Source organism: Pseudomonas sp. SLBN-26 (genome assembly GCF_006715895.1).
GTDB classification, from domain to species: Bacteria; Pseudomonadota; Gammaproteobacteria; order Pseudomonadales; family Pseudomonadaceae; genus Metapseudomonas; species Metapseudomonas otitidis.
Genome location: NZ_VFOB01000001.1, coordinates 3,454,133 through 3,473,268 on the forward strand (window position 1 = coordinate 3,454,133; position 19,136 = coordinate 3,473,268).

Annotated in this window: 15 protein-coding genes; 3 read left to right on the plus strand and 12 right to left on the minus strand. The window is 61.8% G+C overall.

Going from position 1 to position 19,136, the window contains the following annotated elements:
• Window positions 1–168 precede the first annotated feature (168 nt).
• From FBY21_RS29440 to FBY21_RS15995, 11 genes are all read right to left on the minus strand, one after another.
• A complete protein-coding gene (locus tag FBY21_RS29440) occupies window positions 169–6,078 on the minus strand; it encodes a calcium-binding protein (protein WP_301308345.1) in 5,910 nt (1,969 codons plus the stop codon).
• A 104-nt stretch (window positions 6,079–6,182) separates the two neighbouring features.
• Window positions 6,183–7,400, minus strand: coding sequence for a glycosyltransferase family 4 protein (locus FBY21_RS15950; protein WP_142012246.1), 1,218 nt, complete (start codon window positions 7,398–7,400; stop codon window positions 6,183–6,185).
• Between the two features lie 512 nt (window positions 7,401–7,912).
• Window positions 7,913–8,185 carry a hypothetical protein gene (locus tag FBY21_RS15955; protein ID WP_142012248.1) on the minus strand — a complete coding sequence of 91 codons (273 nt, stop codon included), beginning with the start codon at window positions 8,183–8,185 and terminating at the stop codon, window positions 7,913–7,915.
• Between the two features lie 257 nt (window positions 8,186–8,442).
• Window positions 8,443–8,889 carry a hypothetical protein gene (locus FBY21_RS15960; RefSeq protein ID WP_142012250.1) on the minus strand — a complete coding sequence of 149 codons (447 nt, stop codon included), beginning with the start codon at window positions 8,887–8,889 and terminating at the stop codon, window positions 8,443–8,445.
• Entirely contained in the window at window positions 8,858–9,709 is an 852-nt protein-coding gene (locus FBY21_RS15965) for a hypothetical protein (RefSeq protein ID WP_142012253.1), read from the minus strand. The genes FBY21_RS15960 and FBY21_RS15965 overlap by 32 nt, the downstream gene beginning before the upstream one ends.
• A 139-nt stretch (window positions 9,710–9,848) precedes the next feature.
• Window positions 9,849–10,295, minus strand: a complete 447-nt coding sequence (locus FBY21_RS15970; protein WP_142012255.1) for a hypothetical protein — start codon at window positions 10,293–10,295, stop codon at window positions 9,849–9,851.
• Complete coding sequence (locus FBY21_RS15975) at window positions 10,264–10,539, minus strand: hypothetical protein (protein WP_142012257.1); 276 nt, start codon at window positions 10,537–10,539, stop codon at window positions 10,264–10,266. Before FBY21_RS15975 ends, FBY21_RS15970 begins: the two co-directional genes overlap by 32 nt.
• Window positions 10,536–11,165 carry a hypothetical protein gene (locus FBY21_RS15980; protein WP_160158608.1) on the minus strand — a complete coding sequence of 210 codons (630 nt, stop codon included), beginning with the start codon at window positions 11,163–11,165 and terminating at the stop codon, window positions 10,536–10,538. The genes FBY21_RS15975 and FBY21_RS15980 overlap by 4 nt, the downstream gene beginning before the upstream one ends.
• 480 nt (window positions 11,166–11,645) lie before the next feature.
• The gene (locus tag FBY21_RS15985) at window positions 11,646–12,020 is read right to left on the minus strand and encodes a hypothetical protein (RefSeq protein WP_142012262.1); all 375 of its coding nucleotides are present in this window, start codon (window positions 12,018–12,020) and stop codon (window positions 11,646–11,648) included.
• A 47-nt stretch (window positions 12,021–12,067) separates the two neighbouring features.
• Complete coding sequence (locus tag FBY21_RS15990; RefSeq protein WP_142012265.1) at window positions 12,068–12,343, minus strand: hypothetical protein; 276 nt, start codon at window positions 12,341–12,343, stop codon at window positions 12,068–12,070.
• Between the two features lie 136 nt (window positions 12,344–12,479).
• Window positions 12,480–13,355: a LysR substrate-binding domain-containing protein gene (locus FBY21_RS15995; RefSeq protein WP_142012268.1), complete on the minus strand. Its 876-nt coding sequence runs from the start codon at window positions 13,353–13,355 to the stop codon at window positions 12,480–12,482.
• A gap of 120 nt (window positions 13,356–13,475) precedes the next feature.
• Here FBY21_RS15995 and FBY21_RS16000 point away from each other — a divergent pair, with 120 nt between their 5' ends.
• From FBY21_RS16000 to phnX, 3 genes are all read left to right on the plus strand, one after another.
• Window positions 13,476–14,645: a 2-aminoethylphosphonate--pyruvate transaminase gene (locus FBY21_RS16000; RefSeq protein WP_142012270.1), complete on the plus strand. Its 1,170-nt coding sequence runs from the start codon at window positions 13,476–13,478 to the stop codon at window positions 14,643–14,645.
• Between the two features lie 188 nt (window positions 14,646–14,833).
• Window positions 14,834–16,159 carry an MFS transporter gene (locus FBY21_RS16005; RefSeq protein ID WP_074973216.1) on the plus strand — a complete coding sequence of 442 codons (1,326 nt, stop codon included), beginning with the start codon at window positions 14,834–14,836 and terminating at the stop codon, window positions 16,157–16,159.
• Between the two features lie 19 nt (window positions 16,160–16,178).
• Window positions 16,179–17,006, plus strand: a complete 828-nt coding sequence (gene phnX / locus FBY21_RS16010; RefSeq protein ID WP_142012272.1) for a phosphonoacetaldehyde hydrolase — start codon at window positions 16,179–16,181, stop codon at window positions 17,004–17,006.
• Window positions 17,007–17,190: 184 nt separating this feature from the next.
• On the opposite strand, the gene FBY21_RS16015 is transcribed toward phnX, so the two are convergent.
• Entirely contained in the window at window positions 17,191–19,095 is a 1,905-nt protein-coding gene (locus tag FBY21_RS16015) for a sigma-54-dependent Fis family transcriptional regulator (RefSeq protein WP_142012274.1), read from the minus strand.
• Window positions 19,096–19,136 lie beyond the last annotated feature (41 nt).

The window sequence follows — 19,136 nt, forward strand, 5'->3', positions numbered from 1 at the left end:
TGGAAACGGGCCGCCGGGGCCCGGGAAAACTTGGCGCAGGTTAGCACAGGGGCCCGTGCCGGGCCTGATCCCACGCCGCATGTAGAGCATCGGCCAGCGGATTCATTCACCACCCCGGAACGAAAAAGCCCCGCGGTTGGCGGGGCTCCTCGTCACGCGCTCAGGGGATCACTGCCAGTTGGCGGCGATCACCAGGTTCAGCTCCTCGCGCTGGGCCGCCGTGAGGTTGCCCTCGCCGCCCGGCGGTACGCCGAACGCGGCCATGGCATCCACCAGGCTCTGCACCTGGCTGTCCAGCAGCGTCTTGCCGTCGGCCGACTTGAACTGGTCGAGGTGGTAGGCGCTGCCGCTGTACCAACTGGAGACGGTTACCTGCTCCGAGCCGCCGAGCACGCTCACTTCCAGACCGTTACCGTTCTGGCGGAACCAGAGCGCCTCTACCGGGATGTTCTCGCCGAACAGCAGGGTGTCCACACTGCCGACACCCGCATCGTAGTTGCTGATAAGGTCACGACCGTCACCCCGACCAAACAGGTAGGTGTCGGAGCCGGCGTCGCCTCTGAGCACGTCATCCCCGGCACCGCCCTGCAGCAGGTCGTCGTCACCGCCGCCATAGAGCATGTCGTTGCCCTGTCCGCCAAGCAGGGTGTCGTTGCCCCAGCCTCCATACAAGCTGTCGTTGCCCAGCCCACCCGAGAGCAGGTCGCTGACTGGAAAGCCGATCCGCTCGTCATTGCCATCACCGCCGGTCAGGAACGACTCACGCAGTTGCTGATGGGTCAGGATGCTGCCGTCAGCGAAGCGTATTTCTTCGACCACATGGGTGTCATAGCGGAAATAGTGAACCACCGTGATGCTGTCGGTGGAGCCCTTGAGCTTGAGGTACAGATGGCCATCGGCATGGGTGGCAACGATGTCGTCAGGCGTAATTCCCGCACCGAAGACAATGGCATCGCAGCTACCCGTGGCCACGTCCACGTCAGCAATGGTGTCCTGCCCCCAACCACGCTCGAACAGGTAGACATCATCTCCCTGGCCACCCTGCAGGTTGTCGTTGCCCTGCCCGCCATCGAGGGTGTCATTGCCATTGCCGGCGCTCAGCGAATCGTTGCCCAAGCCACCCACCAGCATGTCGTCGAAGCTGTAGCCCGCCAGGAAGTCATTACCATCGCCCCCCAACATCGCCTGGGCACGCAGTTGGTCTGACGACCAAACCGTACCGTCGGCAAAACGCACCTCGTCCACGACGTTCAGACGGTTCCAATCTCCCTGATGCACGTTCAGCAAGATGATCACGTCGCTGCTGTCCTTGAGGCTCAACAACAGGTCGGAGCCTGACCTGCGCACGACGATATCGCTGGCCGCGATGCCTGCACCGAATTCGATGACATCGTGCTTGCCGGCACTCGAGTCGAAGTTGGACAGGGTGTCGCGTCCCCAACCTCGTTCGAATACGTAAGTGTCGCTTCCGGCATCACCACTGAGCGTATCGTTGCCGGCTCCACCGATCAGACGATCAGACCCACCTCCACCCCTGATGACGTTGGCAGCCTCATTGCCGATGACCAGGTTATCCAGCCCGTTACCCGTACCGCTGATCGCGGCGCTGCCGGTGAGAACAAGGTTCTCCACATTGGCACCCAGGGCCAGTGTCACGCTGGACTCGATGGTGTCGATCCCCGCATTCGCAGCCTCGATCACCACGTCGCCCAACGAGTCCACCTGGTAGACATCGTTGCCGACACCACCATCCAGGGTGTCGTCACCCAGGCCGCCGATCAGGCGATCATCTCCGGCACCGCCGTACAACCGGTCGTGACCGGCTCCGCCGTCGAGCACATCGTTGCCGGCAAAGCCCTGCAACTCATCCTGTCCGTCTTCCCCGGCAAGACTGTCGTCGATGGAATAGCCCAGGAGCGTGTCATTGCCGGACGTGCCCTTCAGCAGGCTGCTGCGGATTGCATCGCCAGTCAGGACGACACCATTGCCGAAGCGGACCTCCTCAATGGACCCCGGCCCCTTGCCGTCACCCTGGAAAAAGCCGGCAACGGTGAGAGTCTCTGGTGTGTAGCTGCGTTCGAATACCAGATCATCGCCGAGCCGGCGGAAGCTGATGTCCGCGGGAGTGAAGCCTACGAACTCAATGACATCGCGCTTGCCGATGCCATCGTCCTGGTTGTGGATAACGTCCTGCCCCCAGTAGACATTGAACACATAGGTGTCATTTCCCGAGCCACCGATGAGGGTGTCATTGCCCTGCCCACCGTTGAGGCGATCGTCACCCGCCTCCCCACGCAGCAGGTTGTTACCCTCACTGCCAAGGATGTCGTTGTTCAGCGCGTTGCCGATGCCCTCGACTGCCGGCCCGGCAAGGACGAGGTTCTCCAGGTGGTCGCCCAGGGTCCAGGAGACCCGAGCCTCGACCGTATCGATCCCCTCGTTCAGGGCCTCGATGACGCTGTCTCCGGCATCTACCCGATAGTGGTCATCACCCGCGCCGCCAATCAGGGTGTCAACGCCGGTAGAGCCATCAAGCCGGTCATGGCCGGCGTCACCGTAGAGCAGGTCGTCACCATCGCCCCCCTCAAGAGTGTCGTTGCCAAAGCTTCCATGCAGAGTGTCTTTGCCGCTTCCCCCTGCCAGAAGGTCGGCGCCAATACCTCCATCGAGCAGGTCGTCACCGCTGCCGCCAAAGAGCATATCGTTACCATCATTCCCTTCGATGCTGTCGTTGCCTTCCTCTCCGTGGATGTCGTCAGCACTGGCATAACCAATGAGCGTGTCGTTGCCGCTGGTGCCTTGCAGCACCATCGACTTGATGTTCGACAGGCTCCAGCGGGTGCCGCTGGCAAAGCGGATTTCATCCACCGCGTAAGAGCTGATGCCGTCGCTGTTGAAGTAGTTGGTGATGGTGATCCGGTCAGTCGTACCGATGAGCGACAGCACCAGGTTGTTGCCCGTCCGGGTCGCCCGGATGTCACTGGGGAGGATGCCCGCCGCGAACTCGATGGCGTCCAGGCCATTGGAGCCCGCTTCGAAGTTGACGATCGTGTCCGTCCCCCAGCCCCTGGCGAAGCGGTAGACGTCATTGCCGGCGCCGCCTTCCAGGGTGTCATTGCCGCCTTCGCCGCTGAGGGTGTCGTTGCCGGCATTGCCCCTGAGGTAGTTGGCGCCCTGGTTGCCGGTGATCAGGTTGCTGGCACTGTTACCGGTTCCATTGAGGTTGGCGCTGCCGGTCAGGCGCAGGTTCTCGAGGTTGACCCGCAAGGGCGAGGTGATGCTGATGCTGGATTCAAGGGTATCGATGCCCTGGTTCGGGCTCTCCTGGATCACGTCGCCCAGGGAGTCGACCACGTAGGTGTCGTTACCCAGCCCGCCTATCAGCGTGTCATTGCCGGTACCGCCATCCAGCAGGTCATTGCCGCTGCCACCGATCAACAGGTCATTGCCGTCGGCGCCATAGAGGGTGTCGTGGCCCAGTCCGCCATCGAGGGTATCAGCCGTGTTGAAGCCATTGATGAGGTCGTTGCCATCGCTCCCCTGCAATACCAGATTGCGCACCTGGGTGATCGTCCAGACATCCCCATTGGCAAAGCGGATTTCCTCGATGGCATTGGCGCCCACGCCGTTGCCGGTGAAGTACCCCACCACGCGCAGGCTGTCCGCGGTGCCTTTGAGGCTCAGGAGCAGGTCGTCACCCTGGTGTATCAATTGGAGGTCACCCGGCAGGATGTCGGCAGCGAACTGGATGCTGTCGAAGCCATCGCCATAGTCGGTGACCACGTCCTGACCCCAGCCGCGGCTGAAGAAGTAGACGTCATCACCCTTGCCACCGCTGAGCTGGTCGTTGCCGGCGCCGCCGTCGAGACGGTCATTGCCGTCACGTCCCTCGAGCTTGTTGTTGCCCACATTACCGGTCAGCTCGTTGTTCAACTCGTTACCGAAGCCCTCGATGTTCGCCGAACCGGTGAGCACCAGGTTCTCGATCGCCGCCCCCAGGCCATGGCTGACGCTGCTGCGCACCGTGTCCACGCCAGCTCCACTGGCTTCATGGATCGATACGGAAGCCTGGTTGACGACATAGGTGTCGTTGCCGGCCCCACCTTCCAACCGGTCGAAGCCTTCGCCACCGTCCAGCCAATCATCGCCATCGCCACCCAGCAGGCTGTCGTCGCCTGCGCCGCCGTAGAGGCTGTCGTTACCGGCCCCGCCCTCAAGAGTGTCCTTGCCGTCCAGCCCGTACAGGCGGTCGTTGCCGGCTACACCCTTGAGGCGGTTGTTGCCGCTGTTGCCGGTCAGTTCGTTGTCCAACTCGTTGCCATAGCCGTGGACATCGGCACTGCCGGTCAGTACCAGATTCTCCAGCGCATACCCCAGCACATGGGTCACGCTGCTGCGCACGGTGTCGATACCACCTCCAGCGACTTCGAGGATGGCGCTGTAGCCTTCGCCCAGCACATAGGTGTCGCTGCCCTGGCCGCCCGAGAGCCGGTTGTAGCCCTGGCCGTCGTCCAGCCAGTCGTCGCCATCGCCCCCCTCAAGGGTGTCATCACCTGCGCCGCCATACAGGGTGTCGTTACCGGCTCCGCCGATAAGCAGGTCGTTGCCACCGCGGCCGTCCAGCAGGTCATCCCCCTGGCCACCGTCGAGGGTGTCGGAGAAGTCACTGCCCATCAGCGTATCGTTGCCGGTGGTGCCGCCGCCGAGCATCTGCAGGACCTGGAGCGGTCGCAGGACCTGGTCGGCGAAGCGAATCTCCTCGATGGCCTCGGCCGCGAAAACGTCCGGATTGAAGTAGCTGCGGACGATGATCTGGTCGCTGCTGCCGCGGCGCGACAGGATCAGGTCATTGCCTGCACGGCTGAACATGACGTCGCTTGCGGCCACATCGAGCTCGATGGCGTCGAAGCCGCCCTCCAGGACAGGCAACTCGTCGATGAGGACCTGCCCCCAACTGCCGGTAATCCGATAGGTGTCGTTCCCCGTGCCGCCGACCAGGGTGTCGAACCCCTGGCTGCCTTCGAGGGTGTCGTTGCCGGCACCGCCCAGCAGCAGGTCATTCCCGCCACCGCCATTGAGCAGGTCATCCCCCTGGCCACCGTCGAGGGTATCGTCGAGCGGGGTGCCTATCAGGTTGTCGTTGCCGGAGGTACCGTTGCGCAGCATCTCCAGCACCTGCAACGGCCGCCAGAGCTGGTCGGAGAAACGAATCTCCTCGACGGCCTCGGGTCCGAAGACATCGTCGTTGAAGTAATTGCTCAGGGTGATCCGGTCGCTGCTGCCCTGGCGCAGCAGGATCAGGTCGTTGCCGACGCGATTGACCCGCACGTCGGTCGAGGCCACGTCGTAGAGTTCGAGCACATCGAAGCCACCGGCCAGCGAGACGGGTTCGTCGATGACCACCTGCCCCCATGGTCCGGTAAGCCGGTAGGTGTCGTTGCCCAGCCCACCCATAAGGGTGTCGAACCCCAGGCTGCCTTCCAGGGTGTCGTCGCCATCTCCGCCCAGCAGCAGGTCATCACCCGCACCACCGTTCAGCAGGTCGTTGCCGTCCCGGCCCTCTATCGTGTCGGCACCGGCGGTGCCCATCAGCGTGTCAGCGCCGGGGCTGCCCACCACCTGCGCCCCCTGGGGTTCCAGCCTCTGCATCACACTCGAAGGCGTCCACAGGGTGCCATCGGGAAAGCGGATCTCGAAGACGTCCGGGGAGCCTGGCTGGGCTGAGTAGAAGTAGTTGCGCAGGATCACCTGGTCACGCCCGGTCGCCAGCGTCAGCACCAGATCGCCGTTCACCTGGCGGCAAGTGACGTCCGCAGGCTGCACACCCGGCTCGAATGCGAGGACGCTCCGTCCCCAATCACCGCCACCGTCCTCGATCACGTCCCGCCCGCTGCCGAAACCGAATCGATAGACGTCATCCCCCGCGCCCCCGACCAGGGTGTCATTGCCCAGGCCACCGGTCAGGGTGTCGTTACCGCCCCCGCCCACCAACCGGTCGTCCCCGCCCAATCCGTCGATCCGATCGCTGTCGTCACTGCCGATCAGCGTGTCGTTACCCTGTGTTCCCTGCATTTCCATAGCTGCTCCTTTGATGGTCACCATGACCGAACAGGCCCGCACCCGGCGTCATGGCATGGCCAGCGACAGGTACGGGGTGAAAAGACTGTGGGGCTTGGCCCCTCCTAGGCGCCGACAACGGCGGAGGTGAGCCCGAGAGCCTCCAGATACCCGGCGATCCCCGTCTGGGTGGAATAGCCGGCGGCAGTCGCCCGGGCTTGCTGGCGCAGGGCCTGGAAGCGTTCGGGCTCGGACAGCGCCTGCACGACACGCTCGGTGATGGCCCCGGTGTCGAAGAAGTCCACCAGCCGCCCATTGCGCCCGTCCTCGATCACCTCGCGCACTGGCGCGGTGTCCGACGCCACCACCAGGCAGCCGCTGGCCATCGCCTCCAGCAAGGACCACGACAGCACGAAGGGGTAGGTCAGGTAGAGGTGCACGGCAGACACCTGCAGCACCTGCTTGTAGGTGCCGTAGGGCACCTTGCCGAGGAAGTGCACGCGCGCCGGGTCGATGGGGTTTTCCGCCAGCAGCTTGCTGCGCCAGTTGGCGGCATCCTTCGGCCGGCTGCCGTAGCTGACCTCATCCCCACCCACCACCACCACCTGGCACCCCGGGTGCGCGGCGAGGATGCGCGGCAGCGCCCGCATGAAGCTGTGGAAGCCCCGGTAGGGCTCCAGGTTACGCGCCACATAGGTGAGGATCGGCTGCCCGGCCCTCAGCACCTGCCCATCGGGCAATGCCAGGGTGGCCTCCGGGTCCGGGCCCAAACCGGCCGTGTCGATGCCCTCGTGGATCACCCGCATTCCGTCACGGTAGGCCGCCGGGTGCAAGCTGCGCTGCCACCGGGTGGGCGTGATGGCGAGGTCGCAGTTCTCCAGATTCAGCAGGTGCAGCGCATTGCGACTGCGGATGCTCGCCGCCCCGTGGGTGTCGAGGGGGAACTCCGGGTCGAAGCCCGCGTCAGCCCCCTGGGCCCGGTAGTAGTACTCGCAGAAGTGGATCAGCCGCGCCGACGGGAACGCCTCCCGCACATACAGGCTCTCGCCCCAACCGGGGTGGGCGACGACCACATCCGGCCGGTAGCCCTTGGCTTTCAGGTCCAGCAACAGGCGCAGCACCTGCTGCCCATGCAGCACGCCATCCTCGAAGCTGCGCACGTAGGGGTGCGTCTGCGCACTCGCCTTGCGATGGGGCTTGTAGCGCAACAACCGCACCCCCGGCAGCCCCGGCGCCTGCTCGCGACCGATGGCCAGGACCTCGACATCGTCCCGCCTCGCCAGGTGGGCGGCGAGGTGACGGAACTGCCCCGGGAAATTCTGGTGAATGAACAACACACGCATCCTGCTGCAACTCCTTCTGCAGTGCCTCCCTCGCTGCCGCTCGCGGTCTTGCCATCACGAGCCGGCCAGAAATCATGGCATTGCGCCAGGTGCGAAGGATGAACCCGGACGGGGAGCAAGGAAAGCGGGTCGCGTGATGCGGTGCACGAATGGGGGAGCGATAGTGCGATGGCGGAGTGATGGGCTGAAAAGCACTCCTCTCCGGGCGAGCAGCAGGTGATCGAAGAGTGCTCTTTCAGGCAACTGAGCGTTGCCGAGATCCGTTAGATAATAAGGCGTCGAAGCCCTGGGGCTCCTAATTACACGTAAAAAATTGAAGAGCACATAAAAGCTTATCCTTATGACCGGCAAGAATCAGAAACTCAACCATGAAGGCTTAATGTCTAGCTTTACTAACAAGAGCACTCATCATGGATTTCCAATAAAACCCAAAAATCAGTGCAACTGACAAGGCATTAGACATTCCTTTGACCTACCCCTCTACCAGAAACCTATGCAGCAAGAACAGGGAACTATTTGACTCCTCCCACACCATCAAAGGATATATATTTAATTTTCCCGAAATCCTCAAAAAAGGATATTACTCCTATTTCGATGGGAATTATTTTCGGGTTTCGAGAGGTTAATATTTTCCTCACAACCGCCTCCCCGACTTTATCTTTTCGCTCGTCAAGCAGGGTCAAACTGATCCCGACGCCAGGTGTGCGTGAGAGTGGCGCGCACACCATTAGCACCCAGGAATTAAATACAAAAAGCACTTCCTCTACTGCAGCGAACTCTTTCATTATTGGTCTTTCTTTTCAGCTCTTCTAGCCCAGCAAGTCACTTCAGCCTGCAATGAAAATTTCTTTTCGCCCCATCTAAACATGCGGCTATGCCTATTCATAAAATCACGAACATGCCCTTCACAGACGGCACCAAGGATGGCTTGAAGTAGCCCAGTATTTCTAGCCGACTTCAGTACCAAGAGCTGAAACAGTGAACCTGCTAACAGCACAAACCCATCAATTCACAATCTCTATCACTGCGCCCCGCTGTGTGCCTACACAGGCACACGCGGTCGCTCATCGGCCTTGGCCAACATCCAGGCTGCCAGCACGCTTTCGTCCTGGATCGAACAGTGAGCCGGAACCAGGGCTCGCTCTTCGTACCAGTCGTCTTCATCCAGCGACAGCACTTGAATCACTCCACCTTCGTCGTCATGCAACACCATGATCGCGGGCTCCAAGCTCGCTGCCTGCAGCGGCTCCAGAATCTGCCGCATTTCATCCGGATCAAAATTCACGTCCCACGACATCAGCAGCGCATCGGGCCGAGGAGACTCTATTTCTTCAGGCAGCGCAATAAACTCCAAGGCAGCATAAAGCGGCTGCCACTCGGGCGGCTCATCCTCGACAAATACCGACTTGTCGGTGCTCAGGTTCAAGCGAAGCCGATCCAGCAACAATGCTGGCAGTTCAGTCAGCAAAATACGAAATTTTATCTCCATCGAGCCTTATCCTTTTCTCTTCGGGGATTGAGTAGTAGACAGCATCCAGATACTCAAGAAGTGCGGGCGTGAATTCGCGATTAACATACTGCCTAAAGAAAAATTTAAACGCCTCATCCGAATAACCACCCGCATCAACAGCAGCACTTCCAAACAACATACTTATTGATCCTTCAGATATCACTTCCATATATTTTTTGCGCCGCTCCAAAATCGCAGAGCACAAAGAATCAAACCTGGAAAAGAATCGAGGAAACAAGCAATTATTTCCATTCCCCTCATAGCACACTTTTGAAAAAAAGCCTGAGAACATTCTTACAAATGAACCCCCTTCCAACGCAAGGCTGTAGCCGCCCTCTGAAAGAACATCATCAGCGGCCTCAATAAAAAAGCCGATTTTTCTCATAAAAGTTAGCGAAGCAGATGACGAGCCATCTATATAAGTAATAGCACAATCACTCATATTAACAATTAATGAGCACTCGTATCGACGCAAAATCGTTTTATAGAAATCCAAATCCAAACAGGGCGCAGCTAGGCATATATAGACTGCCAACATTTCACTCAAGTCATTCTGGCGATACCCTCCAAATTCGTCCTCACACTCTAGGAACGGCTCATAAGACTCTAGCTCTCCATCAAAGACCAATCGTTTTAATGCGCGCGTAAAATTCTTACCACGTTCTCCAAAGACATCTTCCTCCATCAACTCCTTGTAGAGGCGCTTTCTTTCATCAGTTTTAAGCTCAGCATCTTCCGAATAAACCCGAACGAAAGATCTAGTCATCCTTACACCCTCTATATTCAGCCAACTGTTCATCTACATACCCTGCTCCCACCAACAAACCCTGCCGCTTGGCAAAAGCAATCAGTCGCAGGCTGACCGCCTCGGCAGAGGGAGTCGACGGGTTCGAGAGGGCAGGCGGCAGACATCGCAGATCACTGCGCCCGCTGTATACCTACGCAGGCATACGCGTTCGCTCATCGGCCCTGGCCAACATCCAGGCGGCCAGCGCGCTTTCATCCTGGATCGAACAGTGAGCCGGAACCAGAGCCCGTTCTTCGTACCAGTCGTCTTCATCCAGCGACAGCACTTGTATCACTCCACCTTCGTCGTCATGCAACACCATGATCGCGGGTTCCAAGTTCGCTGCCTGCAGCGGCTCCAGAATCTGCCGCATTTCATCCGGATCAAAATTCACGTCCCACGACATCAGCAGCGCATCGGGGCGAGGAGATTCCATATCTTCAGGCAGCGCAATGAACTCCAGAGCAGCATAAAGCGGCTGCCACTCGGGCGGCTCATCCTCGACAAATACCGACTTGTCGGTGCTCAGGTTCAAGCGAAGCCGATCCAGCAACAATGCTGGCAGTTCAATCAGCAAAATACGAAATTTTATCTCCATCGAGCCTTATCCTTTTCTCTTCGGGGATTGAGTAGTAGACAGCATCCAGATACTCAAGAAGTGCGGGTGTGTACTCTCTTGAAAAATAGCCCTTTAAAAATAAAATAAATTGCTCATCTGCATAAGCAGCATAGCTTACAGGTGCACTACCAAATAGCTTTGGAAGCAACTTCCTTGCGCATAACTCAAAACCTTTTGCTGACTTCTCCAAAACAACCATAAAAACCGAATCAATTTTCTTCAAAAATCGAGGAAAAAGGGAGTTATGACTTGACCCCTCGTAACACACCCTGGAAAAAAACCACCAAACAAATTATAGTATACAGCACCACTTTCTTCGAAACTCCCACCTCCCTCCGAAAAAACATCGGCAGCAGCTGAGATCAAAACTTCAACCCGCTCGAGCAGATCAGCAGAAACAGGAGAACCGTCAATATATGAGACTGCAGCAATTGATATATCCAAGATAATATCTTTAGCATAAAGGCGCAGAATTTTTTTATAGAATTCCACATCCGGCAATGGAGCAGCCAAACATAGATATACAGCCATCATATATCCCAAATCATTCTCGCGCCGCCCCAAAAATGCATTCGGATCAACTATAGAAATATCATATGCTTCCAACTCGCCTTCAAATACCAAACGTTTCAAAGCACGCGCAAAGCCCTTGCCACGCTCGCCAAAAACATCTTCCTCCATCAACTCCTTGTAGAGGCGCTTTCTTTCTTCAGTTTTAAGCTCGACATCTTCCGAATAAACCCGAAAAAAAACTCTAGTCATCCTCACCCCTATATATTCAGCCAACTGTTCATCTACATACCCTGTTCCCACCAACAAACCCTGCCGCTTGGCAAAAGCAACCGACACAGGCTAGCAGCCGTTGGCCAGCTTCTCGCCTCGCCAGGTGGGCGGCGAGGTGACGGAACTGCCCTGGGAAATTCTGGTGAATGAACAACACACGCATCCTGCTGCAACTCCTTCTGCAGTGCTTCCCTCGCTGCCGCTCGCAGTCTTGCCACCACGAGCCGGCCGGAAATCATGGCATTGCGCCAGGTGCGAAGGATGAACCGGGACGGGGAGCAAGGAAAGCGGGCCGCGTGATGCGGTGCACGAATGGGGGAGCGATAGTGCGATTGCAGAGAGCAGTACAGCAAAGAGCAGCAACAAGTGGACTCGGAGGTAGCAGGGGAACAGCCCTTTCTCATGAAAAAAAGCGAAACACTTACGACAGTCTCAAGTTTTCCCATCCAGACGACTGCACATGGAGTTAAAAATATTAGCCACCACTATCAGTCTCTCACCGAGACAAACCCAGCCAAAAAATACCTTGGACTTATACCGCACACCTCATACCCCTCGCCTCCCAAAATAAGCATACTGATCCTCATCAGGCCAAAACGCATCATATGCTTTAATTACCGTGAGCAATGCCACACGCCGAGGATCCAAGCTTGCCTTGTAAATTAAAATTGCGTGATCTCTTACCTCCTCCCACCTGAGTTCGCGCATACAAAAAGCAATCAACTCAAGCGGAACAGTATTTTCAGTGATTCCCCGATTCAGAATTTCTGCAATCTCCCGCCTTGATCCCTCATACCGCTTTAAAAAAACGAGAGCATTCACCAACGTATGCTCATAGGACACCTCAAGCTCCTCGTTGTAGGCTTGCTCAGACTTTTCGCAGAGTTTGTAAAATTCGCGTTGTAGCTCATCAATTTCCATTCACTTCTCACACATAATTTTATTGAAAAAAATATTCTTATCACCACTTAAAGGCGTATTCGCCTAATAAAAATCTCAGCCACTTCAGCCATATCCATGCTCCCCTCACTCGAGAGAATGCTCCAACTCCGCGTCAATTTATAACTTTCTATTCGCTTGCGAATTTCTTCTTTAACCCACAAAGGAAGCGCATCAAAGTCCCTCTGCCCACCATACTTCGCAATGAAGCAGATAAAATCACCCGCAGTCTCAGCTTCTCCAAAAGCGCCGTCATGATAAAGTCTCAACCCTTCAGCAATCAAATCATCTATCTTGTAACTCATATTCACTCACCTTTTTTCACAGACACCAAAACTAAGCACTTTAAACTCACGCCCATCACTTACCCCTTATAGAGACTGCCAATCAGAACTCTTGAACTCGGGAAATATCGATAACACTTTAATACGTATTGACCAATCAAAATGCCTCCAGAATACCCACCCCCTCCAAAAACGCCCCAATCACCCGCCTCGCCCCCTGCTCCTTCAGGCACACCAGCGTTTCCGTCATGCGCGATTCGAAGTCGAGGATAGGCAGGACACGCACGCCGCGCCCGGCGCCGAGTTCGGCGGCGGAGACGATGCCGACGCCGAGCCCGGCCATGACCATCTCGAACACCGCCTCGCGGCCTTCCACTTCGATGGCAGGGAGGACCTCCAGGCCGGCGCGGTGCATTTCGTCCTCCAGCATCTGCCGGGTCATGGAGCCTTCCTCCCGCAGCACCAGCGGGGTGCGGTGGAGGTCGGCCAGGTGCAGGGACTCGCGGTGGGCCCAGGGGTGGCTGTCGGCGACGAAGGCCACCAGGGGGCCGCTGCTGAGGACGTGGCTGATCAACCGCTCGTCGTCCACCGGGCGGCCGAGCACGGCGAAGTCGGCCTGGTAGTCGAACAGCCGGCGCAGGGATTCGTCACTGTTGCCCGTCACCAGCCGCACGCGGATGCCGGGGTAGCGCTCGCAGAAGCGCGCCAGGTGCGGCAGCAGGTGCATGGGCGCGTCCACCGCCAGGGTGAGGCTGCCGCTCTCCAGGGCGCGGGAGCTGGTGAGCAGCTCCAGTGCCTCGCGCTCGGCGGCGAACAGGCGCTGTGTGATGGCCAGCAGTTGCCCGCCCAGTTCGGTCAATTGCACCGAGCGCTTGTTGCGGTTGAACAGCAGCACGCCGAAGCGCTCCTCCAGCTTGCGCACCTGGTCGGACACCGCCGGCTGGCTGAGGAACAACTGCTCCGCCGCACGGGTGAAATTGCCGTGCACGGCCACGGCATGGAAGGCCTTGAGTTGGGCCTGGGAAACCGACATGTCACCCCCGATAAATAAGCTCAGCTTCTGAGTGAAATACCATAAATCGATTTCAGTTATCGCATTGAAACGGGTCTCATCCCCTCCAGCACCGCCACCCCGCATCCGCTGGAGACGACCATGACCCACGCCGAATTCCCCACTGCCCATGCCCCGCTGGCCGCTCCGGCGCTGGGCGAACCCTACCTGCTGACACCCGGCCCGCTGACCACCTCCCGCGCCACCAAGGAGGCCATGCTGCAAGACTGGGGCTCCTGGGATGCCGACTTCAACCGCGTCACCGCCGAGGTGCGCCAGCAGCTCCTGGCGATGGCCGGCGTGCACGACGACCGCTACGCCTGCGTGCCGCTGCAGGGCAGTGGCACCTTCGCCGTCGAGGCCGCCCTGGCCACCGCCATCCCCCGTGACGGCAAGGCCCTGGTGCTGATGAACGGTGCCTACGGCCAGCGTGCCGGCAAGATCCTCGACTACCTCGGCCGCGCCCACATCAGCCTGGACAAGGGCGACTACCTGCCGCCCCAGCCGGAGGAGGTGGATGCCCTGCTGCGCGACCACCCGGACGTCACCAGCGTGTTCCTGGTCCATTGCGAGACCAGCTCCGGCATCCTCAACCCCCTGGCCGAGATCGCCGCCGTGGTGCGTCGCCACGGCAAGGTGCTGATCGTCGATGCCATGAGCTCGTTCGGCGCCGTGCCGCTCACGGTGCAGGCGGTGGACTTCGACGTGCTGGTGTCCTCAGCCAACAAGTGCATCGAAGGCATTCCCGGCTTCGGCTTCGTGATCATCCGCCGCAGCCTGCTGGAGGCCTCCGCCGGGCGCGCCCACTCCCTGAGCCTCGACCTGCTGGAGCAGTGGCGCTACATGGAGCGCACCGGCCAGTGGCGCTTCACCCCGCCCACCCACAGTGTGGTGGCGTTCCGTGCCGCACTGGCCCAGCACGCGGCGGAAGGCGGCGTGGCCGGGCGCCTGGCGCGCTACACCCGCAACCGCGACGTGCTGGTGGCCGGCATGCGCCAGATGGGCTTCCGCACGCTGCTGGAGGACCGCTGGCTGTCGCCGATCATCACCACCTTCTTCAGCCCCGATCATCCCCGCTTCGCCTTCAAGCGCTTCTACGACGAACTCAAGGCCCGCCACTTCGTCATCTACCCCGGCAAGCTCACCGAGGCGGAGAGCTTCCGCATCGGCTGCATCGGCCAGATCGACGAGGCCATCGTCCGCCAGTTGCTGGCCGCCATCGCCGACAGCCTCGCCGCCATGCAGGTCACCCTCCCCGGCCAGGCGGCCTGAACCCCACCGGCCGCGCCCCGGCGCGGCCCACTGCCGGCCACGCCGGCGAGGAGTTGCCTAGCGCACAGCCCACCCACGCCTGACGCCCCGACCGCTGCCCTTCTGACCAGGCCGGGCGTTTAGACAGCCAGGACACACCACAAGAACAACAACCTCTCCTCATGCACTGTCCACAGGGGTCAGAACCCATGCACACCTCACCCGGCTCCACCGCCCGCGGCTGGCAATCGCTGCACCGCTGGCGGGTCCAGATCTTCCTCATCACCTGGCTGGCCTACGCCGCCTTCTACTTCACCCGCAAGGCCTTCTCGGTGGCCAAGCTCGGCATCGCCGAGGACCCGACCTTCGAGCTGGACAAGGCCGCCATGGCCAACCTCGATGCGCTCTACCTCGGCGCCTACGCCGTGGGCCAGTTCACCTGGGGGCTGTTCGCCGACCGCTTCGGGCCACGGGTCGTGGTCTTCGGCGGCCTGCTGATCTCGGCCCTGGCGGCCCTGGCCATGGGCACCTTCGCCACCCTGCCGATCTTCGTCAGCTGCATGCTCGTCCAGGGCCTGGCGCAGTCCACCGGCTGGTCGGGGCTGTGCAAGAACATCGGCAGCTTCTTCGCCACCCAGGAGCGCGGCCGAGTGCTGGGCTACTGGAGCACCTGCTACGCCTTCGGCGGCCTGGTGGCCACGCCCTTCGCCGGCTGGTGGGCCTACGAGGTGTTCCACGACTGGCGCGCGGCGTTCGTCTCCTGCGCACTGGTGGTGCTGGGCGTGGCCGTGCTGTTCTGGCTGCTGCAGCGCAACCGCCCGGAGGACGTCGGCCTGCCACCGCTGGAAAGCGCAGCGGCCGCCGACCCGACCGCCGTGCGCCCCGGGCACTGGCGGGTGCTGCGCAAGGTGCTGGCCAACCGCCCGGTGCTGGCCCTGGGCCTGGCCTACTTCCTGCTCAAGCCGGCGCGCTACGCGATCCTCCTGTGGGGCCCGGTGATCGTCTACGAACGCATGCCGGCCATCGGCAAGGTGGCCTCCGCCATCGTCCCCACGGCGTTCGAAGTGGCCGGGCTGGTGGGGCCGATCCTCATCGGCATCGCCTCGGACAAGCTCTTCGGCGCCCGCCGCATGCCCGCCTGCGTGTTCAGCCTGGCGGCCCTCACCCTGTGCCTCGCGCTGTTCGTGCCGGCCATGCAGAGCGGCAGCCTGTACCTGGTGGTGGGCCTGCTGTTCCTCATGGGCATGACCCTCTACGGCCCGGACTCGATGATCAGCAGCTCCGCCGCCGTCGACTTCGGCACCCAGGAAGCGGCCGGCACCGCCGCTGGCTTCGTCAACGGCTGCGGCTCGGTGGGCGCCATCCTCGGCGGCCTGCTGCCGGGCTACTTCGACACCACCACCGTGTTCCTCGCCTTCACCTTCGCCGCCCTGCTGGCCAGCCTGCTGCTGGTGCCGTTCTGGAACAGCCGGCCGCAACCCGAAACACCCCCTGCCATACCGCTCCCAGGCGGCCTGGCCAACGCCCGAACCTGAACCCCGACGGAGAATCGCCATGAACTACCAACACCCCACCCGCCTGCAGGCCGCCGTACTCGACTGGGCCGGCACCGTGGTCGACTTCGGCTCCTTCGCCCCGACGCAGATCTTCGTCGAAGCCTTCGCCGAGTTCGGCGTCGCCGTCTCCCTGGAAGAAGCCCGTGGCCCGATGGGCATGGGCAAGTGGGACCACATCCGCACCCTCTGCAACCTGCCCGCCATCGCCGAACGCTATCGCGCCGCCTTCGGCCGGCTGCCGACCGACGACGACGTCACGGCCATCTACGAACGCTTCATGCCGCTGCAGATCGAGAAGATCGGCGTCCACTCGGCGCTCATCCCCGGCGCCCTGGAGGCCATCGCCGCGCTGCGCCAACGCGGCCTGAAGATCGGCTCCTGCTCCGGCTACCCCAAGGCGGTGATGGACAAGGTGGTGGAGCTGGCCCGGGGCAACGGCTACATCGCCGACCACGTGGTGGCCACCGACGAAGTGCCCAACGGCCGCCCGCACCCGGCCCAGGCCCTTGCCAACGTCATCGCCCTCGGCATCGAGGACGTGGCCGCCTGCGTGAAGGTGGACGACACCTGGCCGGGCATCCTCGAAGGCCGCCGGGCCGGCATGTGGACGGTGGCCCTCACCTGCTCCGGCAATGCCCTGGGCCTGACCTGGGACCAGTTCAAGGCCCTCTCGCCCACGGAACTGGAGCGGGCACGCCAGCGCATCGGCCAGCTCTTCGAAGGTGCCCGCCCGCACTACCTGATCGACACCATCACCGACCTGCCGAAGGTGATCGACGCCATCAACGCTCGGCTGGCACGGGGGGAAATGCCACAGGCCGTTTGAAGCCCTGTCGAGGCACCCGTAGGGGCGGCCCTCGCAGAGACGCCCCCGGCGGCATCACCTGGTGGATGAACAGCGCGTCATCCCCCTGCCACCAGGTGACCCCGGTAATGAACGAACCCGCCAATCGGCGGGTTCTTCACGTGCGGGAGGTTCCCGGGCTGAAGCCCGGGCTACGCAGGCCGTGTCACAGGCTGCGGGTCTCGATGGCGTGCTTGCGCAGCTTGCGGTACAGCGTGTTGCGGCTGATGCCCAGTTGCTCGGCGGTACGGGTCATGTGCCAGCGCTGGCTTTCCAGCGCGCCCAGCAGGGCGGCGCGCTCGGCATCGTCCAGCGGGTTGGCCGGCGTTTCGGCCCGCGTCACCGGTGCAGCCTGCTCGCGGATGTCCCGGGGCAGGTCGGCCAGGCGGATCACCCCGTCCTCGCACAACGCCACCAGGGTGCGCAGCACGTTGCGCAACTGGCGCACGTTGCCCGGCCAGGGATGCGCCAGCAGGGCCTGGCGGGCGGCATCGTCGAGGCGCACCACCTGGCCGCGCGCCTCCTCCCGAAGCAGGTGCTCCAGCAGCGGTTCCCGGTCGCTGCGTTCGCGCAGCGGCGGCAGGTCGATGACCAGGCCATTGAGTCGGTAGTACAGGTCCTCACGGAAGTCGCCGGCCTGCACACGGGCCTCCAGGGCACGGTGGGTGGCGCTGATGATGCGCACGTCCACCGCCTGGGCCTCGCCGCCGATGGGCACCACCTGACGCTCCTCCAGCACCCGCAGCAGGCGGGTCTGCAAGGCCAGGGGCATGTCGCCGATCTCGTCGAGGAACAGCGTGCCGCCGTCGGCCTGCTGCAGCTTGCCGCGCATGCCTTCCTTGCGGGCGCCGGTGAAGCTGCCGCCGCGATAGCCGAACAGCTCGCTCTCGATCAGGGATTCCGGGATCGCCGCGCAGTTCAGCGCGATGAAGGGTCGCTCGGCCCGCGAGCTGGCCCGGTGCACGGCCTTGGCGAAGGCCTCCTTGCCGGAGCCGGTCTCGCCGTTGACCAGCAACGGCACATCCCGCTCGTAGACCTTCACGGCCCGGCGGAAATCCGCCTGCAGCGCCGCATCCCCCAGGCACAGGCCCGGTGCCGCCGGGCGCTCCACCACCAGCGGCGCCACCGGCATCGGCCGGGGCGCCTGGCCGCGCAGCGCCGCATGCAGCACCCGGCCGTTGCGTGCCCGCAGCGGCCAGCTGGCATTGGGTTGGGGCTGGGCGCGGGCCAGCAGGTCGTCCAGGCGGCAGTCGAAGCAGGCCTCCACCGTGGTGCCCAGCAAGCGCTCGCGGCTGCTGTCCAGCAGGTTGATGGCGCCCTGGTTCACCGCGCGGATGCGCCCCTCAGCGTCGAAGGCCATCAGCCCTTCGCTGAACAGGCCGACGTACTCGGCCTGCAGGTGGAAGCGCAGCAGCCACTCGCCCTCGAAGCGGCGCAGGAAGTAGCAGCTCTCGATCATCTTCGCCGAGAGATTGACCAGCGCCATGGTGTGGAACTGGCTCTGGCGGGACATGGCACGCCGCGCCGAGGAGACGTCGAGCACCGCCAGCAGCTCGCCATGGGGGTCGAACACCGGGCTCGCCGAGCAGGTCAGCCCGGTGTGCAGGCTGCGGAAGTGCTCGTCCTGGTGGATGGTCAGCGCCTGGCGCTCCACCAGGCAGGTGCCGATGCCGTTGGTGCCCTCGCGGGCCTCGCTCCAGTCGGCGCCCAGCCACAGGCCGGCCTGCTCGAAAGCGTTGCGCTCGGCCGCGGCCGTCACACAGTTGAGGATCACCCCACGGGCATCGGTCAGCAGCACCGCGTGGCCGGTGCCGGAGAGCTGGTGATAGAGGCTGTTCATCTCGCCGTTGGCGATCTCCAGCACCTGCTGCATGCGCTCGCGGCATTCCAGCATCCGCGCGTGCTCCAGCACGGCGGGCGGGCGCGGCAGGGCCGGGTCCAGGTTGTAGTCCTCCAGGCAACGCAGCCAGGAGCGGGCGATGGAAGGGTCGGCAGCGGGCCCGCTCGACTGGGCCTTGCCCTGCGCCAGGGTCAGCACTTGCTGAGCATGGCGGCTCAGGTGGTCGTGCATGTCTTGTTGTTCTCCGCAGCGGGGGTCCGGGAGGCAGCCCG